Origin of the sequence: Pseudomonas sp. M2(2023) (assembly GCF_030263955.1) — a bacterium.
Taxonomy (GTDB): Bacteria; Pseudomonadota; Gammaproteobacteria; order Pseudomonadales; family Pseudomonadaceae; genus Aquipseudomonas; species Aquipseudomonas asiatica.
The window spans coordinates 227,945-249,015 of the sequence record NZ_CP127114.1 but is presented as its reverse complement, the minus strand read 5'-3'; the positions used below and the strand labels follow the sequence as shown (position 1 = coordinate 249,015).

General features: G+C 65.2%; 19 protein-coding genes and 1 other RNA gene. 9 read left to right on the top strand and 11 right to left on the bottom strand.

Annotated features, from left to right (window positions below; translation table 11 throughout):
* The first annotated feature begins 128 nt into the window (after nt 1–128).
* Complete coding sequence (locus QN085_RS01150) at nt 129–1,814, top strand: GspE/PulE family protein (RefSeq protein WP_041506307.1); 1,686 nt, start codon at nt 129–131, stop codon at nt 1,812–1,814.
* A gap of 89 nt (nt 1,815–1,903) precedes the next feature.
* Complete coding sequence (locus QN085_RS01145) at nt 1,904–2,218, top strand: DUF2388 domain-containing protein (RefSeq protein ID WP_003259356.1); 315 nt, start codon at nt 1,904–1,906, stop codon at nt 2,216–2,218.
* Between the two features lie 119 nt (nt 2,219–2,337).
* Here QN085_RS01145 and gcvP read toward each other — a convergent pair whose 3' ends face one another.
* The 10 genes from gcvP to QN085_RS01095 form a co-directional block, all read right to left on the bottom strand.
* Nucleotides 2,338–5,211, bottom strand: coding sequence for an aminomethyl-transferring glycine dehydrogenase (gcvP, locus tag QN085_RS01140; RefSeq protein ID WP_013974714.1), 2,874 nt, complete (start codon nt 5,209–5,211; stop codon nt 2,338–2,340).
* Nucleotides 5,212–5,405: 194 nt separating this feature from the next.
* Entirely contained in the window at nt 5,406–5,789 is a 384-nt protein-coding gene (gene gcvH / locus QN085_RS01135) for a glycine cleavage system protein GcvH (protein WP_013974715.1), read from the bottom strand.
* Between the two features lie 51 nt (nt 5,790–5,840).
* Entirely contained in the window at nt 5,841–6,923 is a 1,083-nt protein-coding gene (gene gcvT / locus QN085_RS01130) for a glycine cleavage system aminomethyltransferase GcvT (RefSeq protein ID WP_013974716.1), read from the bottom strand.
* Nucleotides 6,924–7,048: 125 nt separating this feature from the next.
* Nucleotides 7,049–8,671, bottom strand: coding sequence for an ABC transporter permease (locus QN085_RS01125; RefSeq protein WP_285689234.1), 1,623 nt, complete (start codon nt 8,669–8,671; stop codon nt 7,049–7,051).
* A 175-nt stretch (nt 8,672–8,846) separates the two neighbouring features.
* Entirely contained in the window at nt 8,847–9,848 is a 1,002-nt protein-coding gene (locus tag QN085_RS01120; RefSeq protein ID WP_013974718.1) for an extracellular solute-binding protein, read from the bottom strand.
* A gap of 117 nt (nt 9,849–9,965) precedes the next feature.
* Entirely contained in the window at nt 9,966–11,183 is a 1,218-nt protein-coding gene (locus QN085_RS01115; protein WP_169775117.1) for a 2-octaprenyl-3-methyl-6-methoxy-1,4-benzoquinol hydroxylase, read from the bottom strand.
* A 9-nt stretch (nt 11,184–11,192) separates the two neighbouring features.
* On the bottom strand, nt 11,193–11,678 hold the full coding sequence (locus QN085_RS01110) for a DUF4442 domain-containing protein (protein WP_041506308.1): 486 nt from the start codon (nt 11,676–11,678) through the stop codon (nt 11,193–11,195).
* The gene (ubiH, locus tag QN085_RS01105) at nt 11,675–12,874 is read right to left on the bottom strand and encodes a 2-octaprenyl-6-methoxyphenyl hydroxylase (protein ID WP_023663093.1); all 1,200 of its coding nucleotides are present in this window, start codon (nt 12,872–12,874) and stop codon (nt 11,675–11,677) included. The genes QN085_RS01110 and ubiH overlap by 4 nt, the downstream gene beginning before the upstream one ends.
* Entirely contained in the window at nt 12,871–14,205 is a 1,335-nt protein-coding gene (gene pepP / locus QN085_RS01100; RefSeq protein WP_015272234.1) for a Xaa-Pro aminopeptidase, read from the bottom strand. Before pepP ends, ubiH begins: the two co-directional genes overlap by 4 nt.
* Before the next feature lie 21 nt (nt 14,206–14,226).
* The gene (locus tag QN085_RS01095; RefSeq protein WP_013974723.1) at nt 14,227–14,781 is read right to left on the bottom strand and encodes a YecA/YgfB family protein; all 555 of its coding nucleotides are present in this window, start codon (nt 14,779–14,781) and stop codon (nt 14,227–14,229) included.
* 181 nt (nt 14,782–14,962) lie between these two features.
* On the opposite strand from QN085_RS01095, the gene QN085_RS01090 reads away from it, so the two are divergent.
* The 4 genes from QN085_RS01090 (at nt 14,963) to QN085_RS01075 (ending at nt 16,347) form a co-directional block, all read left to right on the top strand.
* Nucleotides 14,963–15,145 (top strand): TIGR02449 family protein, encoded by a 183-nt coding sequence (locus QN085_RS01090; RefSeq protein WP_029886233.1) that lies wholly within the window; start codon nt 14,963–14,965, stop codon nt 15,143–15,145.
* Nucleotides 15,142–15,462, top strand: coding sequence for a cell division protein ZapA (locus QN085_RS01085; protein ID WP_003259368.1), 321 nt, complete (start codon nt 15,142–15,144; stop codon nt 15,460–15,462). Before QN085_RS01090 ends, QN085_RS01085 begins: the two co-directional genes overlap by 4 nt.
* Nucleotides 15,463–15,479: 17 nt before the next feature.
* A non-coding RNA gene (gene ssrS / locus QN085_RS01080) (6S RNA) lies at nt 15,480–15,659 on the top strand.
* Between the two features lie 79 nt (nt 15,660–15,738).
* On the top strand, nt 15,739–16,347 hold the full coding sequence (locus QN085_RS01075) for a 5-formyltetrahydrofolate cyclo-ligase (RefSeq protein WP_003259369.1): 609 nt from the start codon (nt 15,739–15,741) through the stop codon (nt 16,345–16,347).
* Between the two features lie 18 nt (nt 16,348–16,365).
* Here QN085_RS01075 and QN085_RS01070 read toward each other — a convergent pair whose 3' ends face one another.
* Nucleotides 16,366–16,518 (bottom strand): hypothetical protein, encoded by a 153-nt coding sequence (locus tag QN085_RS01070; RefSeq protein ID WP_013974724.1) that lies wholly within the window; start codon nt 16,516–16,518, stop codon nt 16,366–16,368.
* Nucleotides 16,519–16,696: 178 nt separating this feature from the next.
* On the opposite strand from QN085_RS01070, the gene QN085_RS01065 reads away from it, so the two are divergent.
* The 3 genes from QN085_RS01065 (at nt 16,697) to rbbA (ending at nt 21,070) form a co-directional block, all read left to right on the top strand.
* Nucleotides 16,697–17,146 carry an EVE domain-containing protein gene (locus QN085_RS01065; protein ID WP_023662863.1) on the top strand — a complete coding sequence of 150 codons (450 nt, stop codon included), beginning with the start codon at nt 16,697–16,699 and terminating at the stop codon, nt 17,144–17,146.
* A gap of 247 nt (nt 17,147–17,393) precedes the next feature.
* Entirely contained in the window at nt 17,394–18,353 is a 960-nt protein-coding gene (locus QN085_RS01060; protein ID WP_024087890.1) for an HlyD family secretion protein, read from the top strand.
* Nucleotides 18,350–21,070, top strand: a complete 2,721-nt coding sequence (gene rbbA, locus QN085_RS01055; protein WP_024087891.1) for a ribosome-associated ATPase/putative transporter RbbA — start codon at nt 18,350–18,352, stop codon at nt 21,068–21,070. Before QN085_RS01060 ends, rbbA begins: the two co-directional genes overlap by 4 nt.
* Nucleotide 21,071: the final 1 nt, after the last annotated feature.

The window sequence follows — 21,071 nt, the reverse complement described above, 5'->3', positions numbered from 1 at the left end:
GGGAGCGGGTTTACCCGCGAAGAGGCCGGCACAAGCAAAGCAAAATTTCGAAACCTTTCACCCTCGGTAACCCTCCCTCGCCCGGCTAGCCTTGATCAGCACTCCCCTATCAGGCACGGACGCCAATCATGCACACCCCCGACAACCCGGCACTCGACCTCAAGCGCGTGCTCCAGGGCCTGCTCGCCGACCAGCACCTGCACGCCAACGACACCCTGCAGGTACTCGAGCACGCCGCCAATCACCCCACCGCCCACCCGCTGGAACAGATCGCCGCCTGCGCCCTGGAAGACCGCCGACACCCTGGCAAGCCCCTGGACCTGGATCGCCTCTGCCAATGGCTGGCCAACAAGGTCGGCCAGCCCTACCTGCGCATCGACCCGCTGCAACTGGACCTGCCCCAGGTCACCGGCCTGATATCCCCGGCCTTCGCCCAGCGCCACGGCATCCTTATCGTCGCCGCCGACGCCTCCAGCGTCACCGTCGCCAGCGCCCAGCCCTACCAGGACGACTGGCTGGCCGACCTCACCCGCAGCCTGGGCCGGCCGATCCGGCGCGTGCTGGCCAGCCCGCAGCAGGTCCGCCAGGCAGGGCAGTCGTTCCACCGCCTGGCCCAATCGGTAAAGGGCGCGCAACACCAGCAGTCAGCCAGCCTGGGCGAACTCGAACAGCTGCTGGAGCTGGGCAAGCGCCAGGCCGAGGCCAGTGCGGACGACGCGCACATCGTGCATATCGTCGACTGGCTGCTGCAGTACGCCATCGAGCAACGCGCCAGCGATATCCACCTGGAACCACGCCGCGAACAGGGCCAGCTGCGCTACCGCATCGACGGCCTGCTGCACAACGTCTATGCCTTCCCTGCCGGCGTGACCTTGGCGCTGGTCAGCCGCCTGAAACACCTGGGGCGCATGGACGTCGCGGAAAAGCGCCGGCCGCAGGATGGCCGGTTGCAAAGCCGCCTGCCTGGCGGCGGCGAGGTGGAACTGCGGCTGTCGACCTTGCCGACTCCGTTCGGCGAGAAACTGGTGCTGCGCCTGTTCGACCCGCAACAGTTGCAAGAAGGCTTCGACCGGCTCGGCCTGGACGGGGCGCAACTGGACCAGTGGCAAGGCCTGCTGCGTCATCGTCAGGGCATCATTCTGGTTACCGGCCCGACCGGGTCCGGCAAGACCAGCACGCTTTACGCCAGCCTCAAGCTGCTGGCCACGCCGCAGGTCAACCTGTGCACCATCGAAGACCCGATCGAGCGCCTGGAACCCGCCTTCAACCAGTTGCAGGTGCAACCCGCCCTGGACCTGGGATTCGCCAATGGTGTGCGGGCCATGCTGCGCCAGGACCCGGACATCATCATGATCGGCGAAATCCGTGATCGCGAGACCGCCCTGGTGGCGGTGCAGGCAGCCCTGACCGGGCACCTGGTGCTGTCGACCCTGCATACCAACGACGCCTGTGGCGCGATCACCCGCCTGCAGGAACTGGGTGTGGCCGACTACCTGATCAAGGCGACGCTGGTGGGGGTCATGGCCCAGCGGCTGGTGCGCACACTGTGCGCGGATTGCCGGGGTGATACAGCGCTGCGCGAAGGGCAGCCATGCCGTACCTGTCGTGGCACGGGGTTCCATGGTCGCACAGGGTTGTTCGAGCTGCTGATACCCAGCGACAGCCTGCGCGCCCTGATAGGCCCGGACAGCGATCTGGCCAGTTTGCGGCGCCAGGCCGTGGCCGATGGCTTGCTCGATCTGCGCCGCTGCGGCGAAGCCAAGGTAGCCTGTGGGCAGACCCGCCTAGAGGAAGTGCTAAGGGCCTGTTCCTGAGCAAAAATCCTTTGTATTCAAGGAACTTGCACCCCTGTGGCAGGATCAAACCGCGCATCTTCAACCCTCACCCTTCGAGGTGTTTCAACATGCGTTTCAAAACCGCCATCGCTGCCGCTGCCTTGCTTTCGCTGCCTATCGGCTCGGCCATGGCCGATACCTTCTGGCGTAACGTGATGACTACCGGTGCTACCACGGCATCGAGCTACCTGACTTCCGGGGATCACAAGCTGGTGATGGCGGCGCAGGATGACGCCGGCAGCTTCGTGGCCAGCGAAGGCGCGATCCGTGGGCCGTTCCTCGAAGCGGCAATTCGCCAGGCTCGCGCGGAGAACCCGGGGATGCAGGCTTCCGACATGGAACTGGCCAATGCCATCCTGGCCAAGAATGCGGTAGCCGAGTAACCGCGTCGCCTGCTTAGCGGGTGAACCCGCTCCCACAGGTACTGCACAGTATTCGAAACTTGTACAAGTCCTGTAGGAGCGGGTTTACCCGCGAAGGGGCCGGCACAGGCAAACCACAATTAGCGATACGCCTCCACCGGCACACAAGCACAGAACAGATTCCTGTCCCCATAAACGTTGTCGACCCGGTTCACCGCTGGCCAGTACTTGTGCTGGCGCACGTGAGCACTGGGCGCCACCGCCTGCTCCAGGCTGTAAGGCCTGTCCCACACCGTCAGCACATCGGCCAGGGTATGCGGCGCATGCTTGAGCGGGTTGTTCTCCGCAGGCCAGTTGCCCTCCTGAACTTCGCCAATTTCCGCCCTAATCGCCAGCATCGCCTCGACGAATCGGTCCAGTTCAGCCTTCGATTCACTCTCGGTCGGCTCGACCATCAGCGTGCCCGGCACCGGGAACGACATGGTCGGCGCATGGAAGCCATAGTCCATCAGGCGCTTGGCCACGTCCTCTTCACTGATGCCGGTCAGCGCCTTCAGCGGCCGCAGGTCGAGGATGCACTCATGCGCCACCCGCTGGTTGCGCCCGCGGTAGAGCACTGGGAAGGCACCACCCAGCTGGCTGGCCAGGTAATTGGCCGAGAGGATCGCCACCTCGCTGGCATCGGCCAGCTGCGGGCCCATCATGGCTATGTACATCCAGCTGATCGGCAAGATGCTCGCACTGCCCCAGGGCGCTGCACTGACCGCGCTGTTGTTCGGGTCCAGGCCGGGTACCGGCACCACCGGATGGCTGGCAACGAACGGCTTGAGGTGCGCGCGAATGCCGATCGGGCCCATGCCCGGGCCGCCACCACCGTGGGGGATGCAGAAGGTCTTGTGCAGGTTCATGTGTGAAACGTCGGCGCCGATATCCGCCGGACGCGCCAGGCCCACCTGGGCATTGAGGTTGGCGCCATCCATGTACACCTGACCACCATGCTGGTGGACCACTTCGCAGATTTCGCGAATCCCCTCCTCGTACACGCCGTGGGTCGATGGGTAAGTGATCATCAGGCACGACAACCGATCCCCGGCCGAGTGGGCCTTGGCCTTGAGGTCGGCCAGGTCGACGTTGCCATCGTCGTCGCAATCGACGATCACCACCTCCATGCCGGCCATTTGCGCCGATGCCGGATTGGTGCCGTGGGCCGACGACGGGATCAGGCACAGCGTGCGTTGCGGCTGGTGGCGGCTGCGATGATAGCGGGTAATGGCCATCAGGCCGGCATACTCGCCCTGGGCGCCGGAGTTGGGCTGCATGCAGATGGCATCAAAGCCGGTAATGGCGCACAGCCAGCTTTCCAGTTCGTCGATCATCGCCTTGTAGCCGGAGGCCTGGGCCGCCGGGGCAAACGGGTGCAGCTGGGCAAAGCCGGGCCAGGTGATGGGGATCATCTCGCTGGTAGCGTTGAGCTTCATGGTGCACGAGCCCAGCGGGATCATCGACTGGTTCAGCGCCAGGTCCTTGTTCTCGAGTTGCTTGAGGTAGCGCAGCATCTCGGTTTCGCTGTGGTGCAGGTTGAACACCGGGTGGGCGAGAAACGGTGTGCGCCGCACCAGGCTGGCAGGGATGCCTTCGGGCAGCGCCAACTGGTCGAGTGCGGCTATATCCAGGCCGTGATCCACCCCCAGGAAGATATCGAACAGGCGCAGCACCGTCTGCTCCGAGCACGTCTCGTCCAGGCTCACGCCCAGGTGCCCGCGGCCGAGGATTCGCAAGTTGATCTGGGCGGCCTCGGCGCTTTCGATGATGGCCGCCTGGGCACCGCCGACGTCCAGGGTAAGGGTGTCGAAGAAGTGCTGGTTGAGGCGCTTGATGCCCTTGGCCTCAAGGCCGGCGGCCAGGATGAAGGTCAGCCGGTGCACGCGCTGGGCAATGCGCTGCAGCCCTTCGGGGCCATGGTATACCGCATAGAAGCCGGCAATGTTGGCCAGCAGCACCTGGGCCGTGCAGATGTTGGAGTTGGCCTTCTCGCGGCGGATATGCTGCTCGCGGGTCTGCAGGGCCATGCGCAACGCGGTGTTGCCACGGGCATCGCGCGACACGCCGATGATGCGCCCCGGCATGGCTCGCTTGTAGTCATCGCGGCAGGCGAAATAGGCCGCGTGGGGGCCGCCATAGCCCATCGGTACGCCAAAGCGTTGGGTTGAACCCAGCACCACATCGGCTCCCAGCTCCCCGGGCGGTGCCAGCACCACCAGGCTGAGCAGGTCGGCGGCTACGCAGGCCAGGGCATGCTGGCTGTGCAAATGGTCGATCAGCGGGCGCAGGTCGCGCACCTCGCCGTGGGTATCCGGGTACTGCAGCAAGGCCCCGAAAACCGCGTGTTTGCCAAGGTTATCCACAGAGTCGACGATCAGCTCGAAGCCGAAGCCCTCGGCACGGGTCTTGAGTACCGACAGGGTTTGCGGGTGACAGTGCTCATCGGCGAAGAAGGCATTGCTCTTGTTGCGCGCCACCCGCTTGGCCAGGGCCATTGCCTCGGCGGCGGCGGTGGCTTCGTCGAGCAGCGAGGCATTGGCCAGGGCCAGCCCGGTGAGGTCGATGACCATCTGCTGGAAGTTCAGCAGCGCCTCCAGCCGGCCTTGGGCAATCTCGGGCTGATAAGGCGTGTAGGCGGTGTACCATCCCGGGTTCTCCAGCACGTTGCGCAGGATGACCGTGGGGGTGATGGTGCCGTGGTAGCCCATGCCGATCAGGCTGGTCCAGACCTGGTTCTGCCTGGCGTAACCGGCGAGCTTGGCCAGGGCGGCCTGTTCGTCCAGTGCAGGCGGCAGGTCGAGGGGGCGGTTGAGGCGGATGTCTGGCGGTACGGTCTGCTCGATCAGCTCACTGCGGCTGGCGACACCCAGCGCGTTGAGCATGGTCTGCTGCTCCGCGGCATCCGGGCCAAGGTGGCGACGCAGGAATGGGTTGAGCTCTTGCAGTTGATGCAGGGATGGCGACTGGGACATGACGACGCTCTCTTCCTGGAACAGCTCTCATGGAGACTTACAAGTCTAGGAAGGGATTGCCGATTCTGCGGGGAAAGTTGCTCGCAGGCCCGGCCTCTTCGCGGCTAAAGCCGCTCCCACAGGGACCGCACACGTATCAGACGCTGTGCAGTACCTGTGGGAGCGGCTTTAGCCGCGAAGAAGGCGACGCGGTCTTACTCGCCGATCGCGGCCTTGTAGCCCGCAGCATCCAGCAGCTTGTCCAGCTCGGCCGGGTTGCTTGGCTTCAGCTTGAAAATCCACGAATCGTAAGGTTCTTCGTTGAGCAGCTCAGGGCTGTCAGCCAGCTCTTCGTTGACCGCAATCACTTCGCCACCGACCGGGGCGTAGATGTCCGAAGCGGCCTTGACCGACTCGACCACACCGGCCGCATCGCCAGCGGCGAATACCTTGCCGACTTCGGCCAACTCGACGAACACCACGTCACCCAGGGCTTGCTGGGCGTGGTCGCTGATACCCACGGTCACGGTGCCGTCGGCTTCCAGGCGAGCCCACTCGTGGCTTTCGGCAAAACGCAGTTCGGCGGGGATATTGCTCATGTCTTGAATTCCTCGATTGGCTCAGCGGTACGCCCGCCGGTTAAAAATTGTTCAGATCAGGATCTTGCCGTGGCGCACGAAGGTCGGTTTGACCACCCGCACCGGGTACCACTTGCTGCGAATTTCCACCTCGGCCCGGTCGCCAGTGGCCATGGGCACGCGTGCAAGGGCAATGGACTTGCTCAGCGTAGGCGAGAAACTACCACTGGTGATCTCCCCTTCGCCAATCCCGGCTACACGCACCACCTGGTGGGCACGCAGCACGCCACGCTCTTCCAGCACCAGGCCGACCAGTTTTTCCTGCACGCCGTGCTCGATTTCCGCCAGCAGCCCAGCGCGCCCGATGAAGTCGCGCTCGGCCGGCTCCCAGGCGATGCTCCAGCCGAGGTTGGAGGTGAGCGGTGTGTGGTTTTCGTCGATGTCCTGGCCGTACAGGTTCATGCCGGCTTCCAGGCGCAGGGTATCGCGGGCACCAAGGCCGCTGGGGGCGATGCCGGCACCGACCAGGTCGTTGAAGAAGGCCACGGCCTGCTCGCCGGGGAGTATGATCTCCAGGCCGTCTTCACCGGTATAACCGGTGCGGGCAATGAACCAGTCGCCTTCGGCAAAGCCTTCGAAAGGACGCAGTTCGCGGATCAGCGCCGCACGCGAGGGGCTGAGCAGGGCTGCAACCTTTTCTCGAGCATGCGGGCCCTGGATGGCAAGGATGGCCAGGTCTGGGCGGACCTGGAAGTCCACGGCAAAACCGTCACGCTGCTGCTGCAGCCAGTCGAGTACCTTGGCACGGGTGGCGGCGTTGGTGACCAGGCGATAGCCATGTTGTGTGCGGTAGACGATCAGGTCGTCGATCACCCTGCCCTGTTCCTGCAACAGCGGGCTGTACAGCGCCTTGCCGGTGTCGTCGAGGCGGGCCACGTCGTTGGCCAGCAGACGCTGCAACCAGGCGGTGGCGTCGCTACCATCGACATCGATCACGGTCATGTGGGAAACATCGAACACCCCGCAATCGCTGCGCACCTGATGGTGCTCCTCGACCTGCGAGCCATAGTGCAGGGGCATGTCCCAGCCACCGAAATCGACCGTCTTGGCGCCAAGCGCCAGGTGCAGGTCATACAAAAGCGTGCGCTGTCCCATGGGTTTCTCCTTCCGGGCGTGGCGAAGCGGCGGCGGTCGATGACGTCGGGTCGTCAGCTCTTCTTGTGTAGGACCCGCCGCGCGAATGCCGCGCATTGTAGCCGCAAGGGCGCGGGCTGGCACCCTCAGTGACTGTGACCAGGTCGACGTGCCGAACGGCGGATCAGGCCGATGACCGGCAGCAGGCCCACCAGCACCAGGGTCATTGCCGGCAGCGATGCACGCGCCCACTCACCCTCGCTGGTCATCTCGAACACCCGTACCGCCAAGGTATCCCAGCCGAACGGGCGCATCAGCAAGGTGGCCGGCATTTCCTTGAGCACGTCGACGAACACCAGCAGGGCGGCGCTGAGCGCGCCAGGCACCAGCAGCGGCAGATACACCTTGAAGAACAACCCCGCGCCACCGACGCCGAGGCTACGGGACGCCTCGGGCAGTGACGGGCGGATACGCTCCAGGCTGCTCTCCAGCGGCCCGTAGGCCACCGCGATGAAGCGCACCAGATAGGCCAGCAGCAACGCGGCCAGGCTGCCCAGCAGCAGCGGCTTGCCGGCACCACCCAGCCAGTTGGACAGCGGGATGACCAGGTGGTTGTCGAGGTAACTGAACGCCAGCATGATCGAAACCGCCAGCACCGAGCCGGGCAAGGCATAGCCCAGGTTGGCCAGGCCCACCCCGGCGCGAATACCACTCGTCGGCGCCTGGCGCCGGGCAAAGGCCAGCAGCAACGCCACGCACACCGTGACCAGCGCCGCCATGCCGCCCAGGTACAGGGTGTGCAACACCAGGCCGACATAGCGCTCGTCCAGGTCATGCCGGCCACGCTGCCAGAACCACGCCAGCAGTTGCAGCAGCGGGATGACGAAGGCGCAGGCGAACACCAGCAAGCACCAACCGCTGGCCAGCAACGCCTTGACCCCGTGCAGGTGGTACAGCGCCTGCCCGCGCGGCCGCTCGTTGCCGCTGCGGCTGGCACCCCTGGCACGGCGCTCGCCATACAGCACCAGCATCACCGCCAGCAGCAACAGGCTGGCCAGCTGGGCCGCGCTGGAGAGGCTGAAGAAGCCGTACCAGGTCTTGTAGATGGCCGTGGTGAAGGTGTCGAAATTGAACACTGCCACCGCGCCGAAGTCGGCCAGGGTTTCCATCAGGGCCAGGGCAATACCGGCGCCGATCGCCGGCCGTGCCATGGGCAGGGCCAGACGCCAGAACGCTTGCAGCGGGGACAGCCCCAGCACCCGCGCGGCTTCCATCAGGCCCTTGCCCTGGGCCAGGAATGCGCTGCGCGCCAGCAGGTAGACATAGGGGTAGAACACCAGCACCAGAACGACGATCACCCCGCCGGTGGAGCGCACCCGCGGCAGGCGCATCGGCCCGAACACCTCGCGCAGGGCGCTCTGCACCGGGCCGGCGAAGTCCAGCAGGCCGACGAAGACGAACGCCAGTACATAGGCCGGGATGGCGAACGGTAGCATCAGCGCCCAGTCCAGCCAGCGCCGGCCAGGGAACTCGCAGAGGCTGGTCAGCCAGGCCAGGCTGACGCCCAGCACGGTGACGCCGATGCCCACACCCACCACCAGCGTCAGGGTATTGCCCAGCAGGCGAGTCATCTGGGTGTCGAGCAGGTGCGACCAGATCTGCAGGTCGATCGACTGCCAGGACAACAGCAGGACGCTCAGGGGCAGGAGCACCAGGGCGGCGACCAGGGTGACCGGGAGGTACCAGCGGCGTTGGGGGGAGTGGGGCAAGGTTTGATTCTCGATTGCGATGGCGACCGCTGCGCGGTCGTTCGCGGGTAAACCCGCTCCCACAGGATCTGCACTGCCTTTGAGGGTTGTGCGGTCCCTGTGGGAGCGGGTTTATCGGAACGCCGAACCGCCGCGAATGGGCCCTTGCAGGCCCCGGAAGGATAAAGCCTGGCGCTTAGTTCCAGCCAGCCCGATCCATCAAGCGAATCGCTTCAGCCTGGCGCTTGCCAGCGATTTCAACCGGAATGCTGTCAGCCTTGAAGCTGCCCCACGCTGCCACTTCTTCCGATGGCTTGACCTTCGGGTTGGCCGGGAACTCCTGGTTGATGTCGGCGAACAGCTTCTGCGCCTCTTCACCAGTCATCCATTCAACCAGCTTCTTCGCCGCCTCCGGGTGTGGTGCATGCTTGGTCAGGCCGATGCCCGACAGGTTCACGTGCACGCCACGGTCACCCTGGTTGGGCCAGAAGATCTTCACCGGCAGTTTCGGGTTCTGGTTGTGCAGGCGACCGTAGTAGTAGGTGTTGACCACGCCCACATCGCACTGGCCGGCCTCGATGGCCTGGATCACTGCGTTGTCGTCGGAGAACACGTCGGTGGACAGGTTGTTGACCCAGCCTTTGACGATCTGCTCGGTCTTCGCCTCGCCGTGGGTCTCGATCAGGGTGGCGGTGAGCGACTGGTTGTACACCTTCTTCGCCGTGCGCAGGCACAGGCGGCCTTCCCACTGCTTGTCGGCCAGGGCTTCGTAGGTGCTCAGCTCTTGCGGCTTGACCCGCTCGGTGGAGTAGATGATGGTGCGCGCGCGCAGGCTCAGGCCGGTCCAGTCGTGGGACGAGGCGCGGTACTGCGACGGGATGTTCTGGTCGATGATGTCGGACTTGATCGGCTGCAGGATGCCCATCTGCTCAGCCTGCCACAGGTTGCCGGCATCGACGGTCAGCAGCAGGTCGGCCACGCCGTTTTCGCCCTCGGCCTTGATGCGCTGCATCAGCGGGGCTTCCTTGTCGGTGATGAACTTGATCTTGACCCCAGTCTTGGCGGTATAGGCATCGAACACCGGCTTGATCAGCTCGTCGATGCGCGAGGAGTACACCACCACTTCGTCCGCTGCCTGGGCGGTGCCGCCGAACAGGGTCAGGGCCAGGGCGGCCAGTAGGGGCTTGCGTGGCAACATGGAAAGCACTCCTCGGATCGTATGAGAGGCGCAAATGGTAGTGAATCCCATTTTCCGACTCATCTACATAGGCGTTACTGGATGTTGCAGAGGGGCTGCTGCGCAGCCCCTACAATCTCAAGCCTTGGCGAGATCCGGCAGATCACCGCTCAAACCCAGCGCCTGTCGCACAAATATCGCCTTGGCCTCCGGCATCTGCTCCACCAGCTTCAACCCGCTGTTACGCAACCAGCGCAACGGCAACGGGTTGGCCTGGAACAACCGCTCGAACCCTTCCATCGCCGCCATCAGCGCCAGGTTGTGCGGCATGCGCCGCCGCTCGTAACGGCTTAGCACCTTCACATCCGCCAGCCGCTCGCCACGCTCGCAGGCGTTGACCAGCACCTCGGCCAGCACTGCAGCATCGAGGAAGCCCAGGTTGACGCCCTGCCCGGCCAGCGGATGAATGGTGTGCGCGGCATCGCCGATCAATGCCAGGCCTTCATCCACATAGCGCTTGGCGTGGCGCTGGCGCAGCGGCACGCACACCCGAGGGTCGGCTTGCAGTACATCACCCAGGCGCCCCTCGAAAGCCCGCTCAAGGGCCTTCAGGAACGCAGCTTCATCCAGCGCCATCAACTGCTCGGCATGCTCCGGCGTGGTCGACCACACGATCGAGCACCAGTCCTGCTGGCCGTCGCGGGTCAGCGGCAGGAACGCCAATGGTCCTTCGTCGGTAAAGCGCTGCCAGGCCGTGGCCTGGTGCCCGGCGCTGCAACGCACGCTGGTGACAATGGCGTGGTGCAGGTAATCCCACTCGCGGGTTGCGCAGCCGGCCAGGCGCCGCACTGCCGAGTTGGCACCGTCGGCCGCGATCACCAGCGGCGCACGCAGCTGGCGGCCATCGGCGAGGGTCAGCAGCCACTCGTCGCCGGAGCGTCGCAGCTGTTCGAGCCGCGCATTGGGCAGCAGGCCGATATCGCTGTCATGCAGGCGCTCCAGCAGCCCATCCTGCACCACCCGGTTCTCGACGATGTGACCGAGCACTTGAGCATGCACGCTGGCAGCCGAGAAGTGAATCTGCCCGGTGCCGCTGCCATCCCATACATGCATGTCCGAGTATGGCGTGGCACGCCGGCGGGCGATGCCATCCCAAGCGCCAAGGCGCTCGAGGATGCGCTGGCTGGCTGCCGACAGCGCGCTGACACGCGGCTCGAACGGGGCCTGGGCATCGAACGGCTTGACCGTCAGCGGGCCGCCGTCGAGCAAGAGGATTTGCAAGCCACTGTGGCGCAACGCCAGGGCCAGTGCGCTGCCGACCATACCGGCACCGACAATCAACAGATCTGCGCGCATTTCCATGCCTTACGCCAGCCTCGCTTGCGGCTTGAGCCGCACATATAGGGTTTTATCGACCCGCGCCACCAGCTCGCCGGCGCCGTCGCGGATATCGACCTGCAAACGCGGCAGGCACTTCTTGCCGGTGGCAGTCTGCTGGCGGATTTCGTCCAGCAGCGCGTCATCGACGTGGAGTTCGGCATACACCGGGCCTTTGCCCGGCGAAATGAAATCGATGCTGGCGGCCTTGTCCCAGACGATGTAGTCACGCCCCAGATGCTCGATCAACAGCAGCATGTAGAACGGGTCGACCATGCCGTACAGGCTGCCGCCGCACTGGGTGCCGACGTAGTTGCGGTTCCAGCGGGTCAGCTTCATCGCCACCTTGACGCTGCGCAGGTCCGGGCTGATGTGCTGTACGCGGATACCAGCGCCGAGGTGCGGCGGGAACAGGTTCAGCCGCCAGCGCAACAGGCACGCCCGGCGCGCCAGCCTGCGCGTGTTGTCACTCATGCCTGACCTCGCGGATCGGGGCGGGTGCCCAGGCCCATGGCCTGGCGGGCGAACCAGCTTTTGGCCGGTGGCAGCAGGTCGAGCCCGAGCAGGCCAAGGTTGCGGCCGGCGGCCAGCAATGGCTGGCTGCTACCGAACAGACGGGTGACCTGGTCGGAAAAGCCGATGGTCATGGCCTGGTCCACGCGCTGGCGCTGGTGGTAGGCCTGCAATGTTGTCAGGTCGCCAGGCTGCTGCGGGCCGGCCAGCAGCGCCTCGGCAAGCGCCTGCACGTCACGCAGCGACAGATTGAAGCCTTGGCCGGCAATAGGGTGCAGGCTGTGCGCGGCGTTACCCAGCACCACCAGATGCGGCCGCACCTGCTCCTGGGCCTCGATCAGCGACAGTGGGTAGAGGTGCCGCGCGCCGACCTGGCGCAAGGCGCCCAGGCGATAGCCGAACACGCCCTGCAGTTCACGCAGGAAATTGCGCTCGTCGATGTCGGCCAGACGCCGCGCGTCCATGCCCTGGCGGGTCCAGACCAGCGCGCAGCGGTTATCCGGCAGCGGCAGCAGGGCCATGGGGCCTTCTTCGGTGAAACGTTCGAAGGCCTGGCCGCCGTGGGCCTCGCCCGGGGTTATGTTGGCGATCAGCGCGCTCTGTTGGTAGGGCGTGTGGCGCACGTGGATACCCAGTTGTTCGCGCAGGCCGGAACGGCCACCGTCGGCCAGTACAGCCAGGTCGCACTCCAACTGGGTGTCATCGTTCAGCTGCAGGCGGTAACCACCTTCGATGGCCTGCATCGCAGTCACTTCCGCCGGGCAGCGCCAGCTCACCACCTCGCTGTCCACCCCTTGCCAAAGGCACTGGCCCAGCCAGGCGTTTTCCACCACGTAGCCAAGCGCCGGCACACCCTCTTCCCGGGCATCCAGGCGGGTGGCACCGAAACGGCCGCGGTCGGACACGTGAATCTGCAAGATTGGCTCGGCGCGATGGCCGATGGCCTGCCACAGGCCCAGCTGCTGGTAGATCTGCTGGGTACCGAACGACAGTGCCGACGAACGCGCGTCGTAGCTGGGCTGGAAGCTGTTACCGGGGGCGAACGGCTCGATCAGCAGGATCTTCCAGCCTCGCGCCTTGGCCCCCGCCTGCAGGGCCAGGGCCAGGCTCGCGCCCACCAGGCCGCCACCGATGATCGCCAGGTTTACCCGATTCATGCCGCGTCCTTGCGGGCGGCCTGCATCAGCGCCTCGATCTCGGCGACCGTGCGCGGCACGCCCGAAGTCAGGATTTCACAGCCTTGCCTGGTCACTACCACGTCGTCCTCGATCCTTACACCAATGCCGCGCCATTTCTTGGCCACGGCCTGATTGTCGGCGCCTATGTAGATGCCCGGCTCGACGGTCAGCGCCATGCCGGGTTCGAGCACCCGCCACTCGCCGCCCACCTTGTACTCGCCCACATCGTGCACATCCATGCCCAGCCAGTGCCCGGCGCGGTGCATGTAGAAGGCACGATAGGCCTCGCTGTCGATCAGCGCCTGTACCTCGCCCGTCAGCAGGCCCAGTTCCACCAGGCCCTCGGTAATGACCCGCACGGTCGCCTCATGGGCGTGGTTCCAGTGCTTGCCAGGGGCGATTTCGGCAAACGCCGCTGCCTGGGCCTTGAGCACCAGCTCGTAGATGGCCCTCTGCTCGGGCGAAAAACGCCCGCTGACCGGGAAGGTACGGGTGATGTCGCTGGCGTAGCAGTCGATCTCGCAGCCGGCATCGATCAACACCAGGTCACCATCCTTGAGCGGGGCGTCGTTCTGCTGATAGTGCAGGATGCAGCCATTGCGCCCGGCCGCGACGATCGAGCCGTAGGCCGGCATCTTCGCCCCGCCCTTGCGGAATTCGTAGTCCAGCTCGGCTTCCAGGCTGTATTCGTGCAACCCGGCCCGGCAGGCCTGCATGGCTCGCACGTGGGCCCGCGCCGAGATGTCTGCGGCAGCGCGCATCACCTTCACTTCCGCTGCCGATTTATACAGACGCATGTCGTGCAGCAGATGATCCAGCGCAACGAACTCGTTCGGCGGCTGGGCACCCAGGCGGGCCTTGGAGCGGATCACGTTGATCCAGTCCATCAGCCGGCGGTCGAACTCGGGGTTGCTGCCCATGGCGCTGTATACCCGCTCACGGCCTTCGATCAGGCCCGGCAGGATCTCGTCGATGTCGGTGATGGGGAAGGCATCGTCTGCGCCAAAATCGCGCACCGCACCTTCCTGGCCGGCCCGCAGACCATCCCACAGCTCGCGCTCGGGGTTGCGTTCACGGCAGAACAGCACGTATTCGCCATGCTCGCGACCGGGAATCAGCGCAATCACCGCTTCCGGCTCGGGGAAACCACTGAGGTACTGGAAGTCGCTGTCCTGGCGGTAAACGTGCTCGACGTCGCGGTTACGGATGGCAACCGCGGCGGCGGGCAGGATGGCGATGCTGTTGGGGACCATCTGCGCCATCAGCGCCTTGCGCCGACGGGCATACTCGGCCTTGGGAATGTGGCTCATGGGCAGACTACCCCTGGTTGATCAGTGCAGCGATGGCTTGGGTGCAGGGGCGGCCGGCTTGGCCAGCTCGGAGAACAGCAGCAACGGCGCCACACGCAGGTATTCCATGACTTCCATGTAATCGCTCTCGCCATCCTCGGACTCCTCGAGGGCTTCCTGGACCTGGGAAATGGCCACCAGGTCCTGCAGCACTTCCTTGGCCTCGTCGGACAAGTCCTTGCCACCGGCATTCAGGCCGAAACCGGTGATGAAGCCCTGGCACCACTGGCCCAGCGCGGTGGCGCGATCGCTCAGGGCGGCGTCGTCGGAAGGCAGCAGCAGGACGATCGCCATTTCGTCGCTGGTCAGTTCGCCCTTGACCATTTCCTGCAGGCCGACCAGGGCGTTGCGTACGGTGTCACCGGGCTCGGTTTCCAGCAGCTGGGCGGCATCGGCCAGCCAGCCGTCGGCGTCGAAGCCGGCACCGGCGCAGCTGCGGCCGATCAGCAGGCCGTGCAGTTCGGCCGGGGTTACAGGATGGCCATTGCTGGACAGCAGCATGGCGAAGGCGATGTAGGGCGATTGGGTATTGGGCATGGGCAGCTAGGCGCCAGACGGCGCAATGACTAGAATGGAGACCTTGTATCCTAGCACCGGCAGGCGCGCCAAGACCATCGGCACTGGCCGTCGCCGCCCAGGGAGAGGCATCATCGCCAGGTGACTCAACGACGGAGCGAATCGAGTGCAACCCACGCAAGAGAACGACCTGCAGGCACTGATGAGCCGATTCGAGTTGCTGATCGAACGTGTCGAGCAACTAAAACGGCAAAATGCACTCCTAGTAGCTCAGGAAAAGTCCTGGCGCGAAGAGCGTGCCCACCTCATCGAAAAGAACGAGATCGCCAAGCGCAAGGTCGAGTCGATGATTTTACGCCTCAAGGCTCTGGAGCAAGACTCATGAGTTCAAGCAATAGCGTCACCGTGCAGATCCTCGACAAGGAATATTCGATCATCTGCCCGCCGGAAGAGCGCAACAACCTGGTCAGTGCCGCGCGCTACCTGGACGGCAAGATGCGCGAAATCCGCAGCAGCGGCAAGGTGATCGGCGCCGACCGCATCGCGGTCATGGCAGCGTTGAACATCACCCACGAAATGCTGCACCGCCAGGAAGACCGCAACGATGCCCCGGCAGGCGGCACCACCCGCGAACAGGTGCGCGACCTGCTGGAACGGGTCGACCAGGCACTGTCCGACGACGCGGATACCAAAATCGGCTGAGATTGGTATACTGGCGCCACTCCCTGGGGGATGCGCCAGTCGGTTATGTCCCTGAGCCGATACGCACAACCACGGGGGTTGCACGCTGGGGCCGGTGTGCATGTCCGCCCGACGGAAAGCCTTAACGCCCCCTGCAATCTCCACCTTGAACTTTCGGGTTCAAGGGCTACACCGATAGCGGTCTTATCGGGGAGCCTGAATTCTCTTGCCCGCCCCTTCCGGCGGGCAATTCGTATTGGCCGACCACGTCGGCCAGCACCTGGGATCGCCCGTGCCATGACCGACACCGCGCAGCTCACCCGCCCCCAGCTCCGTCGCCTGCTCCGCAATGCCCGCCGCGCCCTTACCCCTGCCCAGCAACGCCAGGCCGCCCTTGGCCTGTATCGCCAGCTGGCGCAGCACCCGCTGTTCCGACGCGCCCGGCACATTGCCCTGTACCTGCCCAACGACGGCGAGATCGACCCTTACCTGCTGCTGCGCGAAGCCCAGCGCCGCGGCAAGCGCACCTACCTGCCGGTGCTGCACGCCTGGCCGCGCACGCGCATGGTGTTCCAGCGCTTCGAGCAAGGCGAGAAGCTCAAGCCCAACCGCTTTCGCATTCCCGAGCCGGTCACCGAGCGCAAGCGCCAGCGCCCGATCTGGTCGCTGGACCTGATCCTGCTACCGTTGGTCGGTTTCGACGAAGTGGGCGGTCGCCTGGGAATGGGCGGTGGTTTCTATGATCGCAGCCTGGCCTACCAGGCACGTCGCCAGACCTGGAAAAAACCATTGCTGTTGGGGCTGGCACATGAATGCCAGAAGGTCGAGCGGCTGGCTCAGGCCAGTTGGGACGTACCGCTACAGGGGACGGTCTCGGACCGTGGCTGGTACCTGGCGCCGCGTTGAGCGGCGCCAGCGGGGGCATCAACGTTGCGGCTGGCTGGCGTCGACCGGCATCTGATAGGCGTTGTCCAGCTTGCGCTCCCAGATCCCTTGCGCATAACCGGTAGTGACCACACCCAGGCCAAAAATGAACACCAGGATCCACAGCAGATCCGGCTTGTTACGTTGATTCATCGAAGATTGCCCCCCAGGCAAACTGTTCAGGCTCGGCAATTTTCTGGGTATTGCCGAAGCATCGCGCTTTAAACGGGGCGCATTTTCCGACAACCTGCGTCTGCACGCAAACCTTGACGCCAACCGGCTGTCGGTTTCGTCCAACAGGTTATTTCAAACCTTTTCAGGAGCAGTTCCCATGGCCTACTGGCTGATGAAATCCGAGCCCGACGAGCTCTCCATCGAAGCCCTCAGCCGGCTCGGCGAAGCGCGCTGGGACGGCGTGCGCAACTATCAGGCACGCAATTTCCTGCGGGCCATGAGCGTTGGCGACGAGTTCTTCTTCTACCACTCCAGCTGTCCGCAGCCGGGCATCGCCGGCATTGCCAGGATCACCCGCGCAGCCTACCCGGACCCAACCGCGCTGGACCCGCAAAGCCCCTACTACGATGCCAAGGCCACGGCCGACAATAACCCTTGGAGCGCGGTCGATGTTGCCCATGTGCAAACCCTGCCACGGGTGCTGGAGCTGGGCTGGCTGAAACAGCAGACAGGCCTGGCCGAACTGCCGCTGGTGCAGAAGGGCAGCCGCCTGTCGGTGATGCCGGTGACGCCAGAGCAATGGGCGGTGATTGTGGCTTTGGGTTGAAACTGCGGCTAAGGTCAGTCTTTGCGCAGTTACTCGGTAATGTAGGAGCGGCCTTGCGTCGCGAAAGAGCTGCGAAGCAGCCCCATAGATTTGTGCTGGGGCGCGAAAATCCTGGGGCCGCGTTGCGGCCCTTTCGCGACACAAGGCCACTCCCACAGGCACCGCATAAGGACTTTGACCGGCATCAACACATCGCTCATGGCCGCAGGCCATGATGCAGTGTGCATGACCGCAAGGATGCAGACCGATGAACCGATACGCCCCCAGGATCTTCGCCACCGCGCTGATCGCCCTACTCGCAGCAGCCGGTGGGCTGGGGTACTGGAAGTCGATCCACGACCAGTTGCCCGAAGGCCTGAGCATGGGCAACGGCCGCCTGGAAGCCACCGAAGTGCAGATCGCTAGCAAAATCCCTGGCCGCCTGGCCGAGGTGCTGGTCGACGAAGGTGACAAGGTGTCTCGCGGCCAACTGCTGGCACGCATCGACACCCGTACCATGGAAGCCCAGCGCAGCCAGGCCGAAGCCGAAGTGCTGCGCGCCCGGGAAAACTACGCCGCCGCCCAGGCCAGCGTGCAGCTGCGCCAAAGTGAACTGCTGCTTGCCAGCCAGGAGCTCAAGCGCGTGCGTGAGATCTTCCAACGCAAATACGCTAGCCAGCAATTGCTCGACCAACAGCAGGCGCGCTTCGACACAGCCAACGCGGCCGTGGTCGCCGCCCGCGCCCAACTGGCGGCGATCAAGGCCGCCATCGGTGCCGCCGAGGCCCAGGTAGCGCAGCTCACCAGCGAAATCGACGACAGCAGTCTGCGCGCACCGATCAACGGCATCATCCAGCTGCGCCTGGCCGAGCCCGGTGAAGTGCTGGGTGCCGGCGGCCGCGTGCTGATGTTGATCGACCCCAGCGACCAGTACATGAACCTTTACCTGCCCGCCTCCACCAGCGGCCGGCTGACCGTCGGCGACCAGGCACGGATCGTGCTCGACGCCCTGCCCGAGCGGGCGCTGTCGGCGAAGGTGGCCTTTGTCGCGGCCAAGGCCCAGTTCACCCCCAAGCAGGTGGAAACCCGCGACGAGCGGCAGAAGCTGGTGTTCCGGGTCAAGCTGCGCCTGACCGACCCGGGTGCCGTGCCGCAGGCCAAGCCGGGCATGCCAGGCGCCGGCTATGTACGCACGGCTGAGGTGGACTGGCCGGCCAACCTGCAATGAACGCCCCGGCACTGCTGGCCGAGGGTATCAGCCATCGCTACGGCGACCTGGTCGCCTTGCACCCCCTCGGGTTCAGCCTGCCGGCGGGCACCCGTTGCGCGCTGATCGGCCCTGACGGGGCTGGCAAATCGACCCTGCTGGGGCTGATCGCCGGCGTCAAGCGCCTGCAACAGGGCGAACTGCAGGTGCTGGGTGGTTCGATCCGCCAGCGGCGCCATCGCGGGGCGCTATACCCGAAAGTGGCGTTCATGCCGCAGGGGCTGGGCAACAACCTGTATCCGGAGCTGTCGATCAGCGAGAACATTCGCTTTTTCGCCACCCTGTTCGGCCTCGGCCGTCGCGAATGCGAACAGCGCATGGCCAACCTGCTACAGGCCACCGACCTGCAGCGCTTTGCCCAGCGCCCGGCGGGCAAACTGTCGGGCGGCATGAAGCAGAAGCTTGGCCTGTGCTGCGCGCTGATCCACGAGCCGGACCTGCTGATCCTCGACGAGCCGACCACCGGCGTCGACCCGCTGTCACGGCGGCGCTTCTGGGAGCTGGTCGAACAGGTGCGTGCACAGCGCCCGCAACTGACCCTGCTGGTGGCCACCGCCTACATGGAGGAGGCCGAACAGTTCGAGCATTGCCTGATGCTCGATGGCGGCCGCCTGCTGGCCGCCGGCCCCAGCCATGAGCTGGCCGCGGTCACCCCCAGCGGCAAGCTGGACGACGCCTTCACCCACTACCAGGGCGCGGGCAAGGCACAACACTCTCCGCTCATCATCCCGCCGCGCCCGGCCGCTGACAGCCCGGTCGCCATCGAGGCCCACGACCTGACCCTGCGCTTTGGCGATTTCACTGCCGTGAACAAGGTCAGCTTCGCCATTGGCCGCGGGGAGATTTTCGGCTTCCTGGGCTCCAACGGCTGCGGCAAGACCACCACCATGAAAGTGCTCACCGGCCTGATGCCGGCCAGCGAAGGCAGCGCCAGCCTGCTCGGCCGCCCGGTGGATGCCAGTGACCTGGCCACGCGCAAACGGGTCGGTTTCATGTCGCAGAGTTTTTCGTTGTATGGCGAGCTGAGCACCCGGCAGAACCTCACTCTGCATGCACGCCTGTTCGACCTGCCCAAGGCCGAGAGCGCCCAGCGCATCGACGAGCTGATCGAGCGCTTCGACCTGGTTGCCATCGCCGACCAGCCATCCGGCGCCCTGCCCCTCGGCCTGCGTCAGCGCCTGTCACTGGCGGTAGCGGTGCTGCACCGCCCGGAAGTGCTGATCCTCGACGAACCCACCTCCGGCGTCGACCCGGCTGCCCGTGACGACTTCTGGCGCCTGCTGGTGGAGCTTTCACGCGAGCAGGGCGTGACCATTTTCCTTTCTACCCACTTCATGAACGAAGCCCAGCGCTGCGACCGTATCTCGCTGATGCATGCAGGCCGGGTACTGGCCTGCGACACGCCGGATGCCCTGCAACGCCACTACCAGGGCAACACTCTGGAAGACGCGTTCGTGCGCTGCCTGGAACAGGCTCAGGAACTGGCGCCGCAAGCCACCGACAACACCGTGCTGGAGCAGACCGCCACGCCTGCGCCGACGCTGCGCCAGGGCTTCAGCCTGCGTCGCCTGCTGGCGGTGGCCAGCCGTGAGGGCAAGGAGCTGCTGCGCGACAAGGTGCGCCTGGCCTTCGCCCTGCTGGGGGCGATGTTCATGATGGTGATCTTCGGCTATGGCATTTCACTGGATGTGGAAAACCTCGCCTTCGCCGTACACGACCAGGACCAGAGCCCGCAAAGCCGGGCCTACCTCGAAGCCTTCCGTGGTTCACGCTATTTCGCCGAACAGGCGCCCATCCGCGACACCCGCGAAATGCACCAGCGCCTGCAGCGCTCGGAAATCAAACTGGCACTGGAAATTCCACCCGGCTTCGGCCGCGACCTCTACGCCGGGCGTCAACCGGTGGTGGCCGCCTGGCTCGATGGCGGCATGCCGTTCCGCGCCGAAACCAGCCGCAATTACGTGGAAGCCGTGCACCAGGCCAACCTCGAGCAACTGGCCAAAGCCAGCCCACAGCCGCAGCCGCGCCAGGACCTGGTGCGCCTGGAAACCCGTTTTCGCTACAACCAGGATGTGGTCAGCGTGAACGCCATCGGCCCTGGGGTAATGGCGCTGATCCTGGCCTTCATCCCGGCCATGCTCACCGCGCTGGGTATCGTCCGCGAGAAAGAGCTCGGCTCCATCACCAACTTCTACGCCACACCCCTCACCCGCCTGGAGTTCCTCCTCGGCAAGCAGATGCCCTACCTGGCCGTGAGCCTGGTCAACCTGGCACTGCTGGTGGCGATGAACCGCTGGCTGTTCGCCGTGCCGCTAAAGGGCAGCGTGCTCGCCCTGGCCTGTGGCGGCGTCGCCTACCTGCTGGCTACCACCAGCCTGGGCCTGCTGATCTCGGCCTTCACCCGCACCCAGATCGCCGCCATCCTGGGCACCATGATCATCACCAGCCTGCCGACCATCCAGTTCTCCGGGCTGATCGTGCCACGCTCGTCGCTGGACGGCGCGGCGGCGGTGATGGGCCAACTGTTCCCGGCGGGCTACTTCCTCGATATCGCGGTCGGCACATTCACCAAAGCGCTGGGACTGCGCGAGCTGTGGCCGCAGTGCCTGATCCTGCTCAGCTTCTTTGCCGTGTTCACCGGCCTGAGCCTGGCCATGCTGAAGAAGCAGGAGGCCTGAT

Coding starts and splice junctions, on each gene's coding strand:
- QN085_RS01150 (WP_041506307.1), top strand. CDS start 129: ATGCACACCCCCGACAACCCGGCACTCGACCTCAAGCGCGTGCTCCAG.
- QN085_RS01145 (WP_003259356.1), top strand. CDS start 1,904: ATGCGTTTCAAAACCGCCATCGCTGCCGCTGCCTTGCTTTCGCTGCCT.
- gcvP (WP_013974714.1), bottom strand. CDS start 5,211: ATGTCCCAGTCGCCATCCCTGCATCAACTGCAAGAGCTCAACCCATTC.
- gcvH (WP_013974715.1), bottom strand. CDS start 5,789: ATGAGCAATATCCCCGCCGAACTGCGTTTTGCCGAAAGCCACGAGTGG.
- gcvT (WP_013974716.1), bottom strand. CDS start 6,923: ATGGGACAGCGCACGCTTTTGTATGACCTGCACCTGGCGCTTGGCGCC.
- QN085_RS01120 (WP_013974718.1), bottom strand. CDS start 9,848: ATGTTGCCACGCAAGCCCCTACTGGCCGCCCTGGCCCTGACCCTGTTC.
- QN085_RS01115 (WP_169775117.1), bottom strand. CDS start 11,183: ATGCGCGCAGATCTGTTGATTGTCGGTGCCGGTATGGTCGGCAGCGCA.
- QN085_RS01110 (WP_041506308.1), bottom strand. CDS start 11,678: ATGAGTGACAACACGCGCAGGCTGGCGCGCCGGGCGTGCCTGTTGCGC.
- ubiH (WP_023663093.1), bottom strand. CDS start 12,874: ATGAATCGGGTAAACCTGGCGATCATCGGTGGCGGCCTGGTGGGCGCG.
- pepP (WP_015272234.1), bottom strand. CDS start 14,205: ATGAGCCACATTCCCAAGGCCGAGTATGCCCGTCGGCGCAAGGCGCTG.
- QN085_RS01095 (WP_013974723.1), bottom strand. CDS start 14,781: ATGCCCAATACCCAATCGCCCTACATCGCCTTCGCCATGCTGCTGTCC.
- QN085_RS01090 (WP_029886233.1), top strand. CDS start 14,963: ATGAGCCGATTCGAGTTGCTGATCGAACGTGTCGAGCAACTAAAACGG.
- QN085_RS01085 (WP_003259368.1), top strand. CDS start 15,142: ATGAGTTCAAGCAATAGCGTCACCGTGCAGATCCTCGACAAGGAATAT.
- QN085_RS01075 (WP_003259369.1), top strand. CDS start 15,739: ATGACCGACACCGCGCAGCTCACCCGCCCCCAGCTCCGTCGCCTGCTC.
- QN085_RS01070 (WP_013974724.1), bottom strand. CDS start 16,518: ATGAATCAACGTAACAAGCCGGATCTGCTGTGGATCCTGGTGTTCATT.
- QN085_RS01065 (WP_023662863.1), top strand. CDS start 16,697: ATGGCCTACTGGCTGATGAAATCCGAGCCCGACGAGCTCTCCATCGAA.
- QN085_RS01060 (WP_024087890.1), top strand. CDS start 17,394: ATGAACCGATACGCCCCCAGGATCTTCGCCACCGCGCTGATCGCCCTA.
- rbbA (WP_024087891.1), top strand. CDS start 18,350: ATGAACGCCCCGGCACTGCTGGCCGAGGGTATCAGCCATCGCTACGGC.